Source organism: Streptomyces sp. NPDC002306 (genome assembly GCF_053593435.1).
Window position 1 is genome coordinate 1 of record NZ_JBSFCK010000051.1, and the last position, 19550, is coordinate 19550.

The following is a 19550-nucleotide window of genomic DNA, read 5'->3' on the forward strand; positions in this document are numbered from 1 at the left end:
ATCCGCCGCTACATCATCTGGCGAAACCGCCATGCCGACGACCGGCACCTACGCGCCGTCGTCGACAGGGCGAACGTTGCCTGATGCGGCACTAGCTCAAGTTTGTTCTGGCGAACCGCCCCGAACCGACGGCACTCTCCGAGCACGTGCGTTCCGTCGGCAACATGCTCGCCCACCTGCAGGCGACCAGTTGCCGACCTGGATCGAAGCGGTCACCTCCACTACCGATCTGCCCAGCCTCCGTCACTTCGCGCAGCACCTCGAACGCGACCTCGACGCCGTCATCGCCGACCTCGCCCCCCGGGAACTCAGGCGGCGTCGAAGGCCGCGTCAACCGGATCAAGATGCTCAAGCGTTAGATGTTCGGTCGCGCTCGTTTCGAACTCCTCCGCGAGCGAGTTCTCCTCACTCCGTAAGGTGATTGCTGGAGCGGCCCAGAACCTACGATCCAGGAGTGACAATCGAGTACGAGTGGCGGGGCGACTTCGACAACACCGCCCTCAACGCGCTGCATGCTGACGGCTTTGGCCAGCCGGTCACTGAGACCGACTGGCGGGAACGACTTGAGCGCCACAGCCTCGGCTGGGTCTGCGCCTGGGAACACGGCTCGCTGGTCGGCTTCGTCAACGTGGTGTGGGACGGCGGAGTACACGCCTTCATCCTGGACACGGTGGTCGCCCAGCATCGTAAGCGGAGCGGGGTTGGAGGCGCGCTGGTCGCAGCCGCTGCTCACGAAGTCCGTGCCGCGAAGTGCGAGTGGCTCCACGTTGACTTTGAGGAGCACCTTCGTTCGTTCTACTTCGACGCCTGCGGCTTCAAGGAGACGACAGCCGGGCTCATCGCCCTGTAACACGGTGGGCCAGGATGCGCAGGGGCCTCAGCAGTATCAACAAGCTCTCGCCCGCCCCTGACCTAATCTCAGGCGTTACCGGGAGTGACTACACCACACGAAGTGGAACAGAGCCCGTTCTCGTGGGCAGAGCCACGGTCGCCTGATCGGCCCGGAACACACCAAGAGTCGATGACACACGGGCCAGTTCAACAGGTCCGCATCCCCGTCCGACGCTTGCCATGAATGTCCACGATCACCGGCGTCGAGGGACCGCCGCCCCGTCTGGCACACGGCTCGGCGCCGCCGGAACCCAGCACGCCTCCACCGCTGTTGTCTCCGTGCAGCAGCCGAGTTGCCAGGAGGCGTCGAGATCGGGCCCTCGCCGGCTGGTCGGCCGACGTGGAAGGCGGGCTTCGGCCGTGCGGACGGGCAGTGGGCTTCGTCGGGATGGTGGCCCGATCGTGCCGGGACCGCCCAGGAGGGGAGGAAGGGCCCGTCCTCTCCGTCGCTGCGAGTTCAAGCCATCGCGTGACGAATCGGAGTAACGGCACGCCATTTAAAGCTGGTTGCTACGCGAGAGGAGGGTGGCGTTCAGCGGCGCGGCTGAGGTTGTCCTCGATGCGGGTGAGGAAGCGGAACATGGCGTCCTGTTCGTCGGTGGCCAGGTCACCGATGGCCATGTTTTCGAGTTCTGCCCAGATCTGTTCCACATCGTCGCGCAGGGCGAGACTCGCGGCAGTGGGTTCGATGATGGTGGCGCGCTTGTCGGTGGTGCTGGGGCGGCGGCGGATGAACCCGGCGTTCTCCAGCCGCTTGACTGTCCGGGTCATAGTGGCCGTGTCGGAGCCGAGCAGGCGGACGAGGTCGATCGGACGCTGGGGACCGAGGTCCCAGAGCTGCATCATGACGAGTTCCTGTCCGGGGTGCAGGCCGAGGCGGCGCAGGAGCTGGCCGGCGAGCATGCGGTGCAGGCGGGCGACCCGGTAGATCGCGTGGTTCATCGCCCCCGCTTGAACAGACGGCGGCATCTGGGGGCGCACGTCGTCGCTGGACGGACGGCCGGATGGTGCCACGTCCCGGCCCTTCGGCATGTCGCTCACGACTTCTCCCCCTCAAGATAGTGCCCGAACAGGCAAAGTCGATCTTACCGGATTTCCCGCGTATCCACTGCTCCCACCTGCAAACCTTCCATCGAATGTGATGTGGATCACTTTAATTTACTGTTCGAGCAGGTAATGTTTTTGCTGTTCGAGCAGGCAAATGTGTCGTGAGTGCGGCGACCGACCTGAACAGGAATTGATCATGACGACGGCTTTCGCTCCCTACGACCTCGGGCGTCTTCGCCTGTCGAACCGCATCGTGATGGCTCCGATGACACGCAGCCGCGCCTACGGTCCTGGGAACAGTCCGACGGACCTCATGGCGACCTACTACTCGCAGCGGGCGGGCGCCGGGCTGATCGTCACCGAGGGCACGCAGCCCGTGGCGGTCGGCCAGGGCTACCCCGACACCCCGGGTATCCACTCCGCGGAGCAGGTCGCGGCCTGGCGCAAGGTCACCGGCGCGGTGCACGCCGAGGGCGGCGCGATCTTCCTCCAGCTCATGCACACCGGTCGGGTCGGCCACCCGAGCCTGACGGGCCGCACCCCTGTCTGCCCGTCCTCGGTCACGGCCCAGGGCCAGGTCCACACGCATGAGGGGCCGCAGGACTTTGTCACCCCGCACGAGCTGACCGAGGCGGAGATCGAGGAAACGATCGCAGGCTTCGCCGCAGCGGCACGCAACGCGATCGAGGCGGGCTTCGACGGGGTGGAGCTGCACGGCGCCAACGGCTATCTGATCCACCAGTTCCTCGCCCCGAACTCCAACCAGCGCACCGACGCCTGGGGCGGCGCCCCCGAGCAGCGGATCCGCTTCGCCGTCGAAGTCGTGCGGGCGGTCGTCGAAGCCATCGGCGCCGAGCGTGTCGGCCTGCGCATCTCGCCCGGCAACCCCTTCAACGACATCGACGAAAGCGACTGGGCGGACGTGGAGGCCACGTACACCGCCCTCGTCGACGCGCTCGCGCCGCTCGGCCTGGCCTACCTGCACCACCTGGAGGCTCCCGAGGCGCGCGACCTGGTCCTGCGGCTGCGCAAGGCGTGGCCGGGCACCTTCATCCTCAACCCGTTCACCGGCACCGAACCCACCGGCCCCGACGCGCTGAACCTGATCGAGGACGGCACCGCCGACCTGATCGCCTACGGGGCCCTGTTCCTCGCCAACCCCGACCTGCCCGCCCGCCTCGCCGACGGCGGCCCCTTCAACAGCCCCGACCCCGCCACCTTCTACGGCGGCGACGAGCGCGGCTACACCGACTACCCGGCCCGGGCCTGACACGGCTACGGGTGCGGGTAGCCGCCCACACCCGCAGCACCCAGGCGAGTGAGTCGTTCACGAGGCGCGACGGGGACCGATCTCCGTGTCCGTGCCTCCACCGCGGGGACCTGTCCCCACATCAGTTGTGCAACACCCGTAGCAATAAGGAGTTTTGATCATGGTGCAGCCTGTCACGGGCTTTCCCGGCGTGACCGTGGAGACCGATGTACGGTGCCGGTTGCGTGACGGCGTCGAGCTGCTCGCGGACGTGTACCGTCCGGACGCGGGAGGGGGTACCTATCCCGTGCTGCTGCAGCGCACACCGTACGGCAAGCAGGGCGCCCAGACGGAAACGGCGTTCGCGCACCCGGCCTGGTACGCCCACCAGGGCTTCATCGTCGTCGTCCAGGACGTACGGGGGCGATACGCGTCCGAGGGCGAGTTCTATCCGTTCCGCGACGAGGGCACTGACGGCTACGACGCCGTCGAATGGGCGGCCGGCCTGCCCGGTTCGAACGGCCGGGTCGGTATGTACGGGTTCTCCTACGCCGGGTTCACCCAGCTCCTGGCCGCGGTCGAGCAGCCGCCCAGCCTGGCCGCGATCAGCCCGGCCATGACCAACTCCCAGGCCTACGAGGGATGGACCCACAACACGGGTGCCTTCGCCTACGCGTTCAACGCGTTCTGGTCCGCCTACCTGGGCATCGCCGAAGCCGTGCGTCGCGGCGACCAGGAGCGTACCAACGCGCTCAGCGCCGCCCTGATGCAGGCGCCGAACAACTTCTGGATGGCACCTGAGGCCTTTCCCGCCCTCGACCGGGACATCACCCCCTACTACTTCGACTGGATCGAGCACCCTACGTACGACGACTACTGGGCGCGCTGGTCCATCGACAGCGACTACAGCCGCATCCAGGTGCCCGCATTGCATGTGGCCGGTCTCTACGACGTGTTCGTGTCGGGGACCAGGCGGAACTTCGTCGGACTGCGTAACGGCGCGAGCACGCCCGAGGTCGCCGCCCGGCAGAAGTTCGTGGTGGCACCCTTCCACCACATGCCCTGGTACCCCGTCGTCGAGGTGGAGGACGCGAACTCCAAGGTCGTCGACGACTGCCAGGTGCGGTTCTTCTCGGAGACGCTCAAGGACGAGGACACCGGCACCTTCGAAGCTCCGGTCAGCTCCTACGTCCTCGGCGCCGGCTGGCGTGACTTCTCGGCCTGGCCTCCGCAAGAGGCACGAGTGGAGCGGTTCTTCCTGCACTCGGGCGGCCGCGCCAACACCCGTTTCGGCGACGGCACCCTGGACGCCCAGACGCCCGGTGACGAGTTGCCCGACCTCTACATCTACGACCCGAACACGCCCGCCATGAGCGCGGGTGGCCATTCCTGCTGCGTCGAGGAACTGACGCCGATGGGCCCGGCCTCCCAGTGCCAGCGCGAGAACGGCAAGAGCGTGCTCGTCTACACGACCGCTCCGCAGGAGCGGGACGTGGACGTGGTCGGCGATGTGACGCTGACCCTCTACGCGGCATCCTCCGTCACCGACACCGACTGGACCGCGCGCCTGTGCGTGGTCGACGAGGACAACTGCTCGCGCAACCTGCAGGAGGGCATCGTACGGGCGGCCTTCCGCGACTCCCTGACCACGCCGCAGCCCATCAACCCGGGCGAGGTCTATGAGTACGTCATCGATCTGGGCCCGGTCTCGGCTCGCATCCCGGCCGGAGCACGACTGCGCATCGACGTCACCAGCTCGGACTTCCCGCAGTGGGAGCGGAACCTGAACGCCGGTTACCCCGGCGACGGAGTGCCTCGGGTGGCCACCCAGACCGTGCTGCACACGGCGGAGTACCCCTCCCACCTCACGGTGCCGATGATCCCCGCATAGGGTCGGGTGACTTTCCACCTCCACGCGCAGCGAGGCAGGGCCTCTCGGTGGCTCGGGAACGGGAATCCGAGCCGAGTGACACCGGGAGGCCCTGCCTCGCCCGCCCTCCGCACCCAGGGCGGCGCGAAGCCCGCCCGAACGCCTCCGCCAGGACCTCGCCGAATCCGAGCGGCACCGCCAGTGGTGCCCCGTGCGGATTCACTCCCGCAGAACCCACCGACATGCTCGGCGGCCGCCTCGTCCTCTGGTCCCAGGAGTCCGCGCACAGCACATCAGGAGCGCACATGAACGACTCCACTCCCGTTTTCCCGGCCTTCCGGCGCAGCGCCCAGGAGCTTTTGCTGACCTCGGTCCTGATGTTCGGCGTGACGACGATCGTACGGTGGGTCATCGGCCCGTCCGTCATCTCCGAGTCGATCGCCGGAATCCATCTGAAGCTGCTTGTCATCGGCATGGCGGTCGGCATGCTGATCACCGGGCTCATTCTCAGCCCTCCCGGCAAGCAGTCCGGCGGACACATGAACCCGGCGGTCTCCTTCGCCATGTGGCGCTACGGGGTTTTCCCCGGCGTGGCCGTGGCGCCGTACATCGTGGCCCAGCTCGCCGGATCCCTGCTCGGCGTCTACGCGGGGCGGGGCGTGTGGGGCAGCGCCGCCAGTGCTCCTCCAGTGGGCTACACCGTCCTGCAGCCCGCTCCCGGCTGGTCGGCCACCGCACTCTTCCTGGCAGAGATGGTGTGCACGGGCACCATCTTGCTCCTCCTGGGGCTGCTCCTGCCGGTGCCGCGGCTCACACGTCTCATCCCCTATCTGCTGGGCGTCCTCGTCTGCCTGTGCATCGTCCTGCTGGGCACGAGCACCGGCGCCGGCCTCAATCCCGCCCGCCAGCTCGGTCCGGCGCTGGCCGCCGGACAGTTCGACTTCCTGTGGGTCTATCTCCTGGCCCCCATGGCCGGAGCCGCCCTGGCACCGGCCGTCCGGGATCTGCTCCACGGACGCCGCCGGGTGCCCGTGCCATCGAGACCCAACGATGTGACAGCACCCCGCACCATCAAGAACAAACGTTGAAGTACGAATTGGATCTTCTGGAAAGTGCGACGATGAATGAGACCCCTGCCGAGGCCACCGTGGAGATCTTCTCCCCCCGCGACGTTCCTCTGGGCGGCCCCCGGGCGATGACCGTACGGCGCACACTGCCGCAGCGGTCCCGGTCGCTGATCGGTGCATGGTGTTTCGCCGACTACTACGGTCCGGACGCGACAGCGGTCACCGGCGGCATGGACGTCGCACCGCATCCCCACATCGGGCTCCAGACCGTCTCCTGGCTCTTCACCGGTGAGATCGAACACCGCGACAGCCTGGGAACGCACTCGATGATCCGTCCCGGCGAGCTCAACTTCATGACCGGCGGACACGGCATCTGCCACTCGGAGGTCTCCACCGCGAGCACCGACGTCCTGCACGGCGTGCAGTTGTGGGTGGCGCTCCCGGACCGGGACCGGGACACCGGCCCCGACTTCCACCACTACGTCCCGCGGGCCACCGCCCTGGACGGCGGCGAAGTCAAGGTGTTCCTGGGCTCCCTCGCCGGTGACACCTCACCGGTCCCCACGTTCACCCCTCTGCTCGGCGCCGAACTGCGCGTGGACCCAGGCGCGACCGTCACCTTCGCGGTGGACCCCGCTTTCGAGCACGGCCTCCTTCTGAACAGCGGGGACGTCTCCCTGGCCGGTACGCGGCTGAGTGCGTCCCATCTCGGCTACCTGCCCGTCGGCAGGGAAGCGTTGACCGTGACCAACCACTCGGACGCACCCGCGGTGGCCATGCTGCTCGGTGGTCCCCCCTTCGGGGAGGAGATCCTCATGTGGTGGAATTTCGTCGGCCGTACCCAACAGGACATCGAGAAGGCCCGTGAGGACTGGACGAACGGCTCTCGCTTCGGCGAGGTGATCGGATATCCCGGGGACCCCCTTCCCGCGCCCGCACTCCCGCGAGTGCCGATGAAGCCACGGCGCTGACACCCCCGCGCCGGCGGGCCGAAGCGGATCAGCTCAAGGGGAGAGCACGCCCTTTCCGGCCGGACGTCGGGGCGGGCTCACGATTCTCTGTCGCGGGCGACGGGGGCACCGATCTGCGGGGGGACGTCTTTCAAGCTGACTGCGACCCGTGCGCCCCGGAAACACGACCGGCCCCAACTTCCTTGCCGTCGAGTGCACTTCAACTCCTAGGATGCGCCGCACGACGATAGCCCGACAGTGAGGAACGACAACATGCGATACCGCACACTCGGCCGTACCGGCATCGAAGTGAGCGCGTACTGCCTGGGCACGATGATGTTCGGTTCGGTCGGTAACCCCGACCACGAGGACAGCGCCCGGATCATCCACGCCGCCATGGACGCGGGCGTCAACTTCGTCGACACCGCGGACATGTACTCGGCCGGGGAATCCGAGGTCATCGTCGGAAAGGCGCTGCGGGCGTCCGGGCGGCGTGACGAGGTCGTACTCGCGACGAAGGTCCACTTCCAGATGGGGGAGGGAAGGAACCGGAGCGGGAACTCCCGCCGCTGGATCACTCAGGCCGTGGAGGACAGTCTGCGGCGGCTCGACACCGACTGGATCGACCTGTACCAGGTGCACCGCCCGGATCACACCACGGACGTCGAGGAGACTCTCGGGGTTCTCGGGGACCTGGTGCAAGCGGGGAAGATCCGGGCGTTCGGGTCCTCGACGTTCCCGGCCGAGGAGATCGCGGAGGCGCAGCACGTGGCGGAGCGACGCGGCCTCCAGCGCTTCCGGACCGAGCAGCCCCCGTACTCGATCCTCGCCCGCGGCGTGGAGGCCTCGGTGCTGCCGACGGCTCAGCGTTACGGGATGGGCGTGTTGACGTGGAGCCCGCTCGCCTCGGGTTTCCTGAGCGGCCGCTACCGGGCGGGGCGGACGGTCGATCTCAGCAGCGGGCGGGCGCGGTTGACTCCCGCCCGCTTCGACCCGTCCATCCCGGAGAACATCACCAAGCTGGAGGCCGCCGACAAACTCGCCGATCTGGCCGCGGACATCGGCTGCGGCCTTCCGGAGTTGGCGGTCGCCTTCCCGCTCGCCCATCCTGCCGTCACCTCGGTCATCATCGGCCCTCGCACGATGGAACAGTGGGAGGCCCTGTCGAAGGGGGCGCCGGTGGTCCTGGACGATGAGACTCTCGACCGGATCGACGAGATCGTCCCGCCCGGTGTCAACCTCTACCACCCCGACGGCGTGTGGAAGCCGCCCACCCTGACGGACGCGACCCTCCGCCGCCGACCGACGGACGCGCGCGCCGCATCGTGACCACCCGCCCTCTGGCAGCACTTCGGCAAGTCGGTGCTGTGCGGGTGGTGGGAAGGAGGCGTCCGCGGATCGTGCGGCGCCGGGCCCGTGTCTGAGGACGCGCGGCCGTGCAGGTCGGGCACTTGACGTTCTGTGCCCGCGCGCCGGAGTACGGGAACCCGACGTACTGTGCCCGTACTCCGGCGCACGGGCTGCGCGCTGTCATCGAGTTCCGGGCGACGCGTCGCCGATACGGACCCCGGAGGCCCGTGCCACCTTGCTGAGAACCCCGGCCCTTCTCGGCGGGGCCCGCGGTTCTCGGTTTGTGTCGCTCAACTGGGCCTCATCGCAGGCTGGTTGAGAATCCCTCGCCGTCCTGCGATTTCTTGGCCCTGCTCGGCCTGCGTCTTGACTGGTACAGACCAATGCGATTGAGTGTGCCGCACACACCCCCCACCGCGGTCGGCCCCCGCGCCCCGTCCGGCTTCGCCGGTACGCGCACAAGGCTCGCTCTGTCCTGCCTGCGCCGGGTACGACCCTTCTCCGCCGAGGAGTTGATTTCGTGTCGAGGCGTCCCATCGCCGCGTTCGTGACCGCGCTCGCCCTGTCCGCCGCCATACCGGTTCTGGTGCCGACCGGCAGCGCGTCCGCCGCCACCTGTTCGAGCTATCCGAGTTGGGTGGCCGGCAGGGCGTACGCCACTGGTGACATCGTCCGTTACACGGACGGCAAGGCGTACATCGCCGAGCACGACAACCCGGGCTACGACCCGGTCATCAGCACCTGGTACTGGGAGCCGTACGGCTGCGACAGCGGCACGCCCTCCGGCAACTGCTCCAGTTACCCGAGCTGGGTGGCCGGCAGGTCGTATGTCACCGGTGACATCGTGCGTTACACGGACGGCAAGGCGTACATCGCTGAGCACGACAACCCGGGCTACGACCCGGTCATCAGCACCTGGTTCTGGGAGCCGTACAACTGCGACGGCGGCAGCACGCCGGTCGGCAACTTCGTCGTCTCCGAGGCCCAGTTCAACCAGATGTTCCCGAGCCGCAATGGCTTCTACACCTACAGCGGCCTCGTCGCCGCGCTCAGCGCCTACCCCGGCTTCGCCACCACCGGCGGCGACCAGACCAAGAAGCAGGAGGCCGCGGCCTTCCTCGCCAACGTCAGCCATGAGACGGGCGGACTGGTCTACGTCGTGGAGCAGAACACCGCCAACTACTCGCACTACTGCGACTGGAGCCAGCCGTACGGCTGCCCGGCCGGTCAGTCGGCCTACTACGGGCGCGGCCCCATCCAGCTGAGCTGGAACTTCAACTACAAGGCCGCGGGCGATGCGCTCGGCATCAACCTGCTCAACAACCCGTCGCTGGTGCAGACCGACGCCGCCGTGGCGTGGAAGACGGCCCTCTGGTACTGGAACACCCAGTCCGGCCCCGGCACCATGACCCCGCACAACGCCATGGTCAACGGCGCGGGCTTCGGCCAGACGATCCGTTCCATCAACGGTTCCCTCGAGTGCGACGGCAGGAACCCGGCGCAGGTGCAGAGCCGTGTGACCTCGTACCAGCAGTTCACGCAGATCCTGGGCGTGTCGGCGGGCGCCAACCTGTACTGCTGACCCGGTCTCCGGGGGTACGCGAAGCGTTCCGGGACCTCGGAACGGGAGCATCGTGCACGGACCACCCGGACAACCGCTTGACGTGCCCGTGGACCGCATCCGCTTCTGCGTGATGTGGTCCACGGACGGCTCTCTCCAACACCGCCCGTCGCCGCCACCGGCGCAGCCCGCCTCCGCGAAACGCTCCCTGGCTCCCGTACCCGCTCAGATGGCCATGTCGGGGGTCCCGCGCACCGCATACGCCGGCAGGCGGGCCTCCTTGAGGTAGGCCGGGGGGAGCGAGAGGCCGAACCGCCGCTCGATCACGCCCAGGGTTCGCCGGTAGGTGTCCCTGTAGTGCTCGCGCTCGTACGCGGGGACGGCGGTGGCGTCGGGCTGGAGTACGTGTGCGGCGACGAGGTCTGGAAGCAGCAGGTCGGGCTCCTGGCCCCAGCGCCATACCTCCTCGCCCAGCCCGAAGCCGCACAGTTCCACGCCGTCGCGAGCGTAAGAGACAGTGGCCGGCGGATGTTCTTGGATCGGCACGTAGCGGACCGCCTCGGCACCGTCACGGGAGATCTCTGCCAGTAGGTCTCCGCCAGTGGAGTCCCCATACTCCAGAGCGAACGACCAGTCTCCGTGCTCCCCGACCCGTATGACACCGTCACCGTCCTCGGCCGGGCGGTACCACTCGCCGAGGTCCCATGCCTCGATGTCGGTGATCGGCTCAGTCGCTCCGTTCGGGTCGGCTCCCATACGCACCGCCAGCTCCTGTGGGGATATCCCTCGTGCGAACACCACGCTGGACATCCAGTTCTCCAGATCGACCAGCCACCGGATCCCGTCGGGCATGCCCTCGCTCCTCCACCATCGGTCGTTGATCGTCGGGCGTAGCCTATGGCGCTCCACTGACACAGCGACCTCGCGGAACAGCGCCGAGTGCGTACGTCGTGGACCGGGGAGTCGGGCACCAAACCCTCCGGGCTCAACAAGCCTCACCGTGAACGCGCTTCAGCTGCCCGCGACCCACGGGTGACCCAACTCAGTTGCACCACCGGCCCATCGACGCCCTCACACAGGAGATCCGCGTGGCAGCCTGTCGTGCTCGTCGCGGAAGATGGGCGGACGGATGGGACTCCGTCGCCGCTCGTTGCCGAGTTCGTGCCCGTGTTGCCCGACAGCGGACGTCAGCGGACGACATCAAGTGTCCGCGCGAAGTAGCAAGGCAACGCCCGCTGGAATCGGCGGACTTCATGCCTCAGAGGCGGTGGCAGCAGCCCTGCGGGCACGAGTGAACTGTCCAACAACTGCATACGCACGCGACGGGGGGAGCCGGTGGGAATCCGGCGCTGACCTGCAACCGTGTGGCCCAGGCCGAGCCGTCAGCGATGGCGGCGTAACGCCTCACCGCCCGGTTGCCGGTTCAGTCCATGACAGTGGGAAGCGGTTCTTCGCACCGGCTGTCTTCGGCCAGCCCGAGATCAAACTCGGCGTGATCCCCGGTATCGGCGGCTCCCAACGGCTGACCCGGGCGGTCGGCAAGGCCAAGGCCATGGAGCTGTGTCTGACCGGGCGCACCATGGACGCGGCCGAGGCCGAGCGCGCGGGGCTCGTCTCGCGTGTGGTCGCGGCCGACGACCTGCTCGGTGAGGCGCTCGCGGTCGCGGAGACGGTCGCCGGCATGTCGCTGCCGGTGGCGATGATGGCCAAGGAAGCGGTCGTCCGAGCCTTCGAGACGACTCTTGCCGAGGGCGTCCGCTCGAACGGCGCCTCTTCCACGCGGCGTTCGCCACCAGCGACCAGAAGGAGGGCATGGGTGCTTTTGTCGACAAGCGGGCACCCGAGTTCCGTCACCGGTGAGCGGTGGATGATCCGGGCTGCCTGGCGTGCGGGGGCGCGATCACGTCAGGTGGCGCGGTATTGGCCACGAATGCGACACGTGGACGGGTCGCGTGGATATCGACGACGGCACCACGGAAACGGGTGAGACTCCGGCACGGTCGCACCACTGTGGACGGTGCACCCGCAAGAGGGACACCGCGAGTCAGAGCCGGGCCCGTCGTCCCGCGGACCACCGAGAGAGGACGCGAACTGTTCCGGGTTCGTTGGGGATGGTCCGCGTTCTCGATCAAAGCCGGCAACGGCTCGGTTGAACCTTGTCGGGTTCGTATTCGTACCCATCCGTGGCCGACCGCCCAGCACAGTGGCGTGCACGCGGTGCCCTCTGGGCAGACAGGAGAAGCGATGCGTCTTTCTCGGAACGTCATAGGATCCGCCTTCGTGGGAGGTGCCCTGACCCTGACCGTCGCGGCGCTCGCCTATCCGTCGATGGTGGGAGCGGAGACGGTGGCCACTTCTCCGGACCGGATCATCGCCACCACTCAGTGGGGCCCGTTGACAGAGGGAGACCGGGACTTCGTCGTCAAGGTGCGGGCTGCGGGCCTCTGGGAACACCCAGTCGGCCTGATCGGACTGCAGAAAGGTCAGAGCAAGGCCGTCAAGACCGCCAGCCAGCACCTGATCGACGGACACGCGGCTCTCGACACGACCTGCCGCAAGATCGCCCCCATGCTCAACATCACGCTGCCCAACGTGGCGAGTCCCCAACAGGTCGGATTCGTCAACAGCTTGACCGCGCAGCAAGGCCAGGCCTTCGACATCCAGTTCGCCAACATCCTCCGGATGACGCACGGTTCCATCTTCAACACCGTCGCGAAGGTGCGGTCCACGACCAAGAACACTTTGGTGCGGGCCCTGGCCGACCAGGCCAACGACACCGTTCTGGACCACATCACGGTGATGGAGAAGACCGGCATGGTCGACTTCGACCAGACGCTCTTTCAGCAGACGAGTCCGCCGAAGCTGCCTACGACAGACCTGACCCCGCCGCCGCCGGTACCAGGTCAGCCGATGGTGGTACTCACTCCGCCGCCCAACGCCACGTCGACTCCGGTGGACATCGACGCCGCGTCAGCTCTGTAACGGACGACGCGGCTTCGGCTCAGGAGCCGATCGTGGGAGTCCGGGCGGCAGTCGAGAGGACCGCTCGCATGTCACCGAGTGATCCGAGTGGTGGCGCGCCTCTGCGCCCAGGACTGGACCGGCCGCGGTCGATCCAGGAGCGGCGTTCGGTGGTGCCGTGGGAGAGTCGCCGCGCCGCAGGCCAGTTGGACGGGACCGGGCCGCCAGAGTGATCGATCGGGTGCTGCGCGGCTCCGTGGCAGCGCGTCGGCCAGTGCTGAGGGCATGTCTCGGGGACGCGTCACGCAGTCTCCTCGACGGAAGTCCGCTGACTGGCGTCCGTCGCTGACGACGAGGAACGATGCAGCACCGTCCTCACCTCCTCCCGTTCCCATGCACGGTCGGCGATCTTGACGGATGAGGTTGCACCGGGCGGTGACGGCGCCTTCGCACCGCCTGTGCTGGTCGGCGGTGCGAAGGCGCCGTCGCGCGCCGCCTGGGGTGCTCGGTGGCCCAGGACCGGCGGCTCCCACCGCATCGCCGAGGAAAGTCATCCTGCCCCGTGCCGTGTACGGACCTGGTCCTTGAGCGGTCCGCCGTTCGGTACGGCCGGGCGAGGGGGTTTCCGAGCCCGCCCCCGTGCCTCTGTTCGCGCCCGTCTCCTGCTGTGCTCTATGTTGGTAAGTAACCAGTTACATAGAACATGGGTGAGGGCGTATGACCAGAACACTGTTGATCACCGGCAGCTCGCGGGGATTGGGGCGGGAGCTGGCGGAGGCGGCGCTCGCCGCCGGTCATCGGGTCGTGGCCGCGGCGCGCGATCCCGAGACGGTGGCAGATCTGGTCGAGCGTCGGCCGGACACGGCCCTCGCGGTGGCTCTGGACGTGACGGACGCCGACGCCGCCGACCGTGCCGTTGCCGCCGCGGTGGAGCGGTTCGGCCGTCTTGACGCCGTGGTGAACAACGCGGGATACGCGAATGTCTCCAGCGTCGAGGACACCGACCTGGAGGACTTCCGGGCGCAGGTGGAGACCAACCTGTGGGGTGCGATCCATGTGACCAAGGCGGCCCTGCCCGTGCTGAGACAGCAGGGATCGGGACACGTGGTGCAGGTGTCGTCGGTCAGCGGACGTCTCGCGCCCGCACCGGGACTGGCCGCCTACGTCACCGCGAAGTTCGCGCTGGAGGGCTTCTCGGAGGCGCTGGCCCTCGAGGCGGCTCCCTTCGGTATACGGGTGACGATCGTGGAGCCGGGCGCGGTGGCGACGACGTTGGCCTCCGCCATGTCGCTGCCTGAACCCAGCGCGCCGTACCGCGACGCGGTCGGCCCGATGCGTGACCTGTACGCCGGTGCTCGGACGACGGGGCACGGGGTGGACCCGCGGAAGGTGGCGCAAGCCATCCTCGGCGTGCTGGAGCTGCCCGCTCCGCCACTGCGCCTGCCGCTGTCGGGCGATGCCGTCGACTACATCCGCGGCGCGGACCAGCGGCGTCTCGCTGAACTGGAACAGTGGGAAGACCTCGCTCGCTCGGTGGACGCATGAGCGCCCCCGCGATCCGCCGAAGCCCGGTACCGGGCCGTTCTGGAGGTGCTTGATGCGGCAGGAGACGCAGGTCCGCGACGCGGAGGCCACCCGCCGCCGGATTCTCGACGCGGCCACGGCGGAGTTCTCCGCATTCGGCCTGGCCGGGGCACGCACCGCGCGCATCGCCCAGACGGCCCGGTCCAACCAGCGCATGATCTACGCCTACTACGGCAGCAAGGACGGCCTGTTCGACGCCGTCCTGGAGCACCACGTCGCCGCGGCCCAGCAGGCCGTCACCCTGGACGCCACGGATCTGCCCGGCTACGCCCAGCAGGTGTTCGACTTCTACCGTGCCCACCCGCACCTGGTGCGCCTGGCCATGTGGCAGTCCCTCGAACGCCCGGCACTGATGGACTCCCTGCCGATGGTCGCCACAGCCGTGCGGGACAAAGTCGAGGCGATCAGCCGGGCCCAGGACGCGGGCCAGGTCACCTCCGCCGTGTCGGCGGACCGGCTGCTGGAGCAGATCCTCACCCTCGCCCACAGCGGCATCACGGCCGCCGCACACCCGGAGAAGTGGACCGACGAGCAGCGTCACGACCTGGGCGTCGCCGTGACCTCACTGACCCGCCCCACGTCGGGAGCCCAGGAAGGTGGCGAGGTCGCGTGAACATCACCGTCTTCGGTGCCACGAGTGCCACCGGCCGCAACTTCCTGAACACGGCCGGGCGCGCCGGTCATCACATGACCGCGTTCGTCCGCGACCCTGCCCGCCTGCGTGGCGCTGAAGCCGGCCAGGTCATCCAGGGCGACGTATTCGATCCCGCCACCGTCCGGCGGGCGCTCGACGGCGCGCAGGCGGTGCTGGTCGCACTGGGTCTCAAGGGAGACCGCCATACCCCTCTGTACTCCCGCGGCACCGGCACGATTGTCGACGCCATGCAGGCGGCCGGGGTCCGCCGCCTGCTGGTGTTGTCCGAAGCCGCGTACGATCCGCACACCCGTGGCGTGACGAACCGTCTGATCGGCGGCCTCTACGGAGCGTTCAGCGCTCCAGTGATCCGCGAACGCCGACGTCAGGACGAGGTCCTGGAGGCCTCGGACCTGGACTGGACCGTTCTCCGGCCCGGCATCCTCACCGACGCGCCCCCGACCCGCTCTCTCAGCCCCGTTTTCTCCCCGCACGGATCCCTGCTGGCACGCACCAGCCGGTACGACCTCTCCGACCTCCTGCTCGCCGCCCTGGACGACCCCACCACCTACCGGCGCAGCCTCTACCCCTGACCTGCTCAGCGCCGGAAAAACCCATGACCCGAACCCTGGCCCCGATCGGGGACGACTTCTTCAGCACCGCCGGGCTGGTCCTGAACGCCCACATCCATCTGCCCGCGGCCCACACCACCCGCCGCCTGACACGGGCCGCCGGCCCACCGAGAGCGCGTTCTCGTGATCGACGTGACCAGGGGCGTCGTCGCCGCGGTATCCAGCCCGCTACGCGTCCCGGGTTCCGCGGGCCGAGCGGGCACTTCCTCGGCAGCGCCATGTGCCATTCCGAAGGCCGCGACGCTGGTTCATCGAATCCTCCAGCACTCACTAGAACGAGCCCTCTGAGGCCGATCGTACAGTCGTCCACCATATGGCCATGAGCGAGCGCGAACCGATCGTCGAAACTGCTACCGCACGGCTTCTCCACGCGGCGCGGAAGGTCATGCGTGGCACGCCACATTGATCGGCGTCACACTGGACACGGTGGCAGTACCGATCTCGCGAGGCCATCAAGGGGTGTCCGACCATGAGCGATATCGACGCAACCGCTCTCGACCGCCTGCGCGACGTCTTGCGAGGACGTCTGGTCACGCCGCAGGACGCGGACTACGACGAGACCCGCAGCGCCTACAACGCCATGATCGACCGGCGTCCGGCCGCCATCGCGAAATGCGCTGGCGTGGCGGACGTACGGGCCACCATCGCCTTCGCGCAGGAGACAGGGGTCGACCTCGCGGTACGTGGTGGCGGACACAGCGGGCCGGGGCTGTGCCTGATCGACGACGGGCTCACGCTCGACCTGTCGCCCATGCGCTGGGTGCGGGTCGATCCGGAGGCCGAAACCGCGCAGGTGGGCGGGGGCAGTCAGCAAGGCGACCTGGACTTCGAGACACATGCCTTCGGCCTGGGCGTGCCGGCCGGGATCGTGTCGACCACCGGGGTGGGCGGTCTCACGCTGGGCGGCGGGCACGGCTACCTGACCCGCAAGTACGGGCTGACGATCGACAGCCTGATCGCCGCGGACGTCGTCCTCGCCGACGGGAGCCTCGTCACCGCCTCCCACGAGGACCACGCTGATCTGTTCTGGGCGCTGCGGGGCGGCGGCGGCAACTTCGGCGTGGTCACGTCGTTCACCTACCGGTTGCACCCGGTGCACACGGTCGGGGTGGCGGTGACCGTATGGCCGATCGACCGCATGGGAGAAGTGCTGCGGTGGTACCGGGAGTTCCTGCCTGCCGCACCGGAGGACCTCAACGGCTTCTTCGCGGTGATGGTCGTCCCGGCCGGACCGCCCTTCCCGGAGCCGATCCACGGGCAGAAGATGTGCGCCGTGGTCTGGTGCTACACGGGCGACCTGGAGGCCGGCCGCTTGGACGAGGTGCTGTCGGTGGTCGACGACCCGGCGCCGCCGGCCTTCCACTTCACCACCCCCATGCCCTATCCCGCCTTGCAGACCATGTTTGACCAGCTGCTCCCCAAGGGACTGCAGTGGTATTGGCGCGGTGACTTCTTCGACACCATCTCCGACGACGCCATCGCGGTACACGAGCGGTACAGCCAGGACATTCCCACCGACCTGTCGACGATGCACCTGTACCCGGTGGATGGCGCGGCGCACCGAGTCGGCCCCGACGAAACGGCCTGGGCCTACCGGGACGCGGTGTGGTCCGGTGTCATCGGCGGCATCGACCCCGATCCGGCCAACGCCGAGCTGATTCGGCGGTGGTGCGTCGACTACTGGACCGATCTGCACCCGCAGTCCATGGGCGGCTCCTATGTGAACTTCCTCGGGGAAGCGGAGGGCCCCGAGCGCGTCCGGTCCACCTATCGCGGCAACTACGACCGGCTGGCGGCGGTCAAACGCGCCTACGACCCGGACAACTTCTTCCGCGCCAACCAGAACATCCCGTCGTCGATGGCGTGAGACGGTGAACTTCCCGGTATGAATGCCGGCTTCTGTCGGCGTGGCCACCGCCCGTGCCGACGCCGACGATCCCGAGGACGGTGACGGCTACGTCCCATCCCTCCCGCCGGGACCAGACGGCCGGCTCCGCACCAGCTGACACTTTGAGCGCCCTACGCGTACGACAGGACCGTCCTCTCCCCAGCCCCCGTCTCGATGCCGTGCCGGGACGTCGGGAACGGTTTCAGCTGCTTCTGCAGGCGCTGGGGGCTCAGTTGGCCAGTGCGGCGGTCATGAGCGGTTCGGCTGCTTCCTCCGTCGTGTCCGGTGGGACGACCAGCAGGTCCCAGCGGCCGTGGCCGGGGGAGAGCAGGACGACGGTGTTGGGGGCGTGCAGTGTGGCGGTCTTGTTCAGGCGTACGACCTGGTTGGCGACGAGGAGGCGGCCCGGCGCCGTGGTCCAGGCCGTTGCGTTGACGGTGACGCTGGCGATGTGGCCCCAGGCACTCGGCAGTGCGGCGAGCAGCTGTGGAAGCTGTGTCAGCAGGTCGCGCGTGCGCGGCCACCACACGCCGTCGAGGCGGCGCGGCAGTACGCCGTGGGGCGCGAGGCGCAGGCGAAGGAGGGGAAGAGGGGGCGATGTGGCCGGTGCAGTGGTGATCACAGGGCTTCTCTCTGGCGCGTCGGGCGGCGAGGGGGTGTGGGTCGGATTCGGCGGGCGGCGAGGCGGTCCGGTGTGGGCCAGCGCACGTCGGACACCCAGCCGAGGCGTTCGAGGAGGCGGATCACGGCGGCCGACGGGTCGATCTGACCCCGGTCGACGCCGTGCCGTGCGCTGGTGGGGTCGGCATGGTGGAGGTTGTGCCAGCTCTCGCCGAAGGAGAGCAGAGCGAGCGGCCACAGGTTGGTGGCACGGTCGTGGCGGCGGGTGCGGAAGGGCCGGCTGCCGAGCACATGGCACAGGGAGTTGACGCTCCAGGTCACGTGGTGGAGCAGGGCGATGCGGACGACTCCCGCCCACAGCGCGGCGGTCAGTGCGTGGACCCAGGTGCCGCCGAGCGCCCAGCCGATGCCGAAGGGCAGGGCGAGCGTGAGGAGGCAGAGCGCCGGGAAGGCGCGGGAGATGACTCGGATGTCGTGGTCGGCCAGGAGATCGGGGGCGTACCGTTCGGCGGAGGTGGGGTCGTTGCGGAACAGCCAGCCGACGTGGGCGTCCAGCAGTCCGCGCAACTGGCCGCGCAGATGGGTGCCGTAACGGTAGGGGGAGTGCGGGTCGCCCGGCCGGTCGGTGAAGGCGTGGTGGCGGCGGTGCGTGGCCACCCAGCCGACGACATCACCCTGGAAACTCATCGATCCGGCCACCGCGAGGACGATGCGCACGGGCCGGACGGCACGGTAGCCGCCGTGCGTGAGGCCGCGGTGGAAGCCGACGGTGACACCGAGGCCCGTCACCGTGTAGAGGACCAGCGCGAGCACGATGTCGGCGGGACGGATGAGGCTTCCCCACAGCCACCAGCTTGCCGCCCCGAGTGCGACGAAGGGCAGGACGACGATCGCGGCCGTCACCGCCACATACAGGCGTTCGGCGCCGTTGCGGGCGGGGCGCCGGCCGGCGGACGCGAAGGGTGCCGAGCCGTCGTACGTCTCAGGGACGTGACCGGGACACGGCGGTAAGACGGCCGGAGCGGCAGGATCGAGCGACATGACGGGGCTCCTCGGCCTCGATGCAGGCGCCTTCCTCTCCAACCTCTCTTCGGTCCGATGCGAGAACTCCGGTAAGGGTGCGGCCGGTTGATCGGCCGCCGCGGTGACCACGGGAGTTCCTGCTGGAGCGAAGTCGAGAGCGTGGGGGAGAGTGGGCGTACGCGACGGATGCCGTCTGCGGCGACCGCCGGGTGAGAGGGAACT

General features: G+C 68.6%; 16 protein-coding genes and 2 pseudogenes. 14 read left to right on the forward strand and 4 right to left on the reverse strand.

Translation table 11 applies throughout. From position 1 onward, the window contains the following. Nucleotides 1-84, forward strand: a pseudogene (locus ACWCQK_RS37780) (transposase); the annotation flags it as partial. A 370-nt stretch (nucleotides 85-454) separates the two neighbouring features. Further along, nucleotides 455-850: a GNAT family N-acetyltransferase gene (locus tag ACWCQK_RS37785; protein ID WP_451163095.1), complete on the forward strand. Its 396-nt coding sequence runs from the start codon at nucleotides 455-457 to the stop codon at nucleotides 848-850. A gap of 551 nt (nucleotides 851-1401) precedes the next feature. On the opposite strand, the gene ACWCQK_RS37790 is transcribed toward ACWCQK_RS37785, so the two are convergent. Continuing rightward, complete coding sequence (locus tag ACWCQK_RS37790; RefSeq protein ID WP_451163135.1) at nucleotides 1402-1860, reverse strand: MarR family winged helix-turn-helix transcriptional regulator; 459 nt, start codon at nucleotides 1858-1860, stop codon at nucleotides 1402-1404. 274 nt (nucleotides 1861-2134) lie between these two features. On the opposite strand from ACWCQK_RS37790, the gene ACWCQK_RS37795 reads away from it, so the two are divergent. The 6 genes from ACWCQK_RS37795 (at nucleotide 2135) to ACWCQK_RS37820 (ending at nucleotide 10006) form a co-directional block, all read left to right on the forward strand. Beyond that, complete coding sequence (locus ACWCQK_RS37795) at nucleotides 2135-3208, forward strand: alkene reductase (protein ID WP_451163097.1); 1074 nt, start codon at nucleotides 2135-2137, stop codon at nucleotides 3206-3208. Between the two features lie 160 nt (nucleotides 3209-3368). Next, nucleotides 3369-5078 (forward strand): CocE/NonD family hydrolase, encoded by a 1710-nt coding sequence (locus ACWCQK_RS37800; protein ID WP_451163099.1) that lies wholly within the window; start codon nucleotides 3369-3371, stop codon nucleotides 5076-5078. A gap of 284 nt (nucleotides 5079-5362) precedes the next feature. After that, complete coding sequence (locus ACWCQK_RS37805) at nucleotides 5363-6145, forward strand: MIP/aquaporin family protein (RefSeq protein WP_451163101.1); 783 nt, start codon at nucleotides 5363-5365, stop codon at nucleotides 6143-6145. A gap of 32 nt (nucleotides 6146-6177) precedes the next feature. Continuing rightward, nucleotides 6178-7095: a pirin family protein gene (locus ACWCQK_RS37810; protein WP_451163103.1), complete on the forward strand. Its 918-nt coding sequence runs from the start codon at nucleotides 6178-6180 to the stop codon at nucleotides 7093-7095. Nucleotides 7096-7347: 252 nt separating this feature from the next. Beyond that, nucleotides 7348-8403, forward strand: coding sequence for an aldo/keto reductase (locus tag ACWCQK_RS37815; RefSeq protein WP_451163105.1), 1056 nt, complete (start codon nucleotides 7348-7350; stop codon nucleotides 8401-8403). A gap of 541 nt (nucleotides 8404-8944) precedes the next feature. Then, entirely contained in the window at nucleotides 8945-10006 is a 1062-nt protein-coding gene (locus ACWCQK_RS37820) for a glycoside hydrolase family 19 protein (RefSeq protein WP_451163107.1), read from the forward strand. Nucleotides 10007-10210: 204 nt separating this feature from the next. Here ACWCQK_RS37820 and ACWCQK_RS37825 read toward each other — a convergent pair whose 3' ends face one another. Further along, nucleotides 10211-10837 carry a DUF6461 domain-containing protein gene (locus ACWCQK_RS37825; protein ID WP_451163109.1) on the reverse strand — a complete coding sequence of 209 codons (627 nt, stop codon included), beginning with the start codon at nucleotides 10835-10837 and terminating at the stop codon, nucleotides 10211-10213. A 607-nt stretch (nucleotides 10838-11444) separates the two neighbouring features. On the opposite strand from ACWCQK_RS37825, the pseudogene ACWCQK_RS37830 reads away from it, so the two are divergent. The 6 genes and pseudogenes from ACWCQK_RS37830 to ACWCQK_RS37855 form a co-directional block, all read left to right on the forward strand. After that, nucleotides 11445-11845: pseudogene (locus tag ACWCQK_RS37830) on the forward strand (enoyl-CoA hydratase-related protein); the annotation flags it as partial. A 384-nt stretch (nucleotides 11846-12229) separates the two neighbouring features. Next, nucleotides 12230-12967, forward strand: a complete 738-nt coding sequence (locus ACWCQK_RS37835; protein WP_451163137.1) for a DUF4142 domain-containing protein — start codon at nucleotides 12230-12232, stop codon at nucleotides 12965-12967. Between the two features lie 696 nt (nucleotides 12968-13663). Continuing rightward, nucleotides 13664-14491 carry an SDR family NAD(P)-dependent oxidoreductase gene (locus ACWCQK_RS37840; protein ID WP_451163111.1) on the forward strand — a complete coding sequence of 276 codons (828 nt, stop codon included), beginning with the start codon at nucleotides 13664-13666 and terminating at the stop codon, nucleotides 14489-14491. Between the two features lie 52 nt (nucleotides 14492-14543). After that, a complete protein-coding gene (locus tag ACWCQK_RS37845; RefSeq protein WP_451163113.1) occupies nucleotides 14544-15143 on the forward strand; it encodes a TetR family transcriptional regulator in 600 nt (199 codons plus the stop codon). Continuing rightward, the gene (locus tag ACWCQK_RS37850; RefSeq protein WP_451163115.1) at nucleotides 15140-15757 is read left to right on the forward strand and encodes an NAD(P)-dependent oxidoreductase; all 618 of its coding nucleotides are present in this window, start codon (nucleotides 15140-15142) and stop codon (nucleotides 15755-15757) included. The genes ACWCQK_RS37845 and ACWCQK_RS37850 overlap by 4 nt, the downstream gene beginning before the upstream one ends. A 508-nt stretch (nucleotides 15758-16265) precedes the next feature. Continuing rightward, on the forward strand, nucleotides 16266-17663 hold the full coding sequence (locus tag ACWCQK_RS37855; protein ID WP_451163117.1) for an FAD-binding oxidoreductase: 1398 nt from the start codon (nucleotides 16266-16268) through the stop codon (nucleotides 17661-17663). Nucleotides 17664-17913: 250 nt separating this feature from the next. Here ACWCQK_RS37855 and ACWCQK_RS37860 read toward each other — a convergent pair whose 3' ends face one another. Then, nucleotides 17914-18306, reverse strand: coding sequence for a DUF5994 family protein (locus tag ACWCQK_RS37860; RefSeq protein WP_451163119.1), 393 nt, complete (start codon nucleotides 18304-18306; stop codon nucleotides 17914-17916). Continuing rightward, complete coding sequence (locus tag ACWCQK_RS37865) at nucleotides 18303-19346, reverse strand: acyl-CoA desaturase (protein ID WP_451163121.1); 1044 nt, start codon at nucleotides 19344-19346, stop codon at nucleotides 18303-18305. Before ACWCQK_RS37865 ends, ACWCQK_RS37860 begins: the two co-directional genes overlap by 4 nt. Nucleotides 19347-19550: the final 204 nt, after the last annotated feature.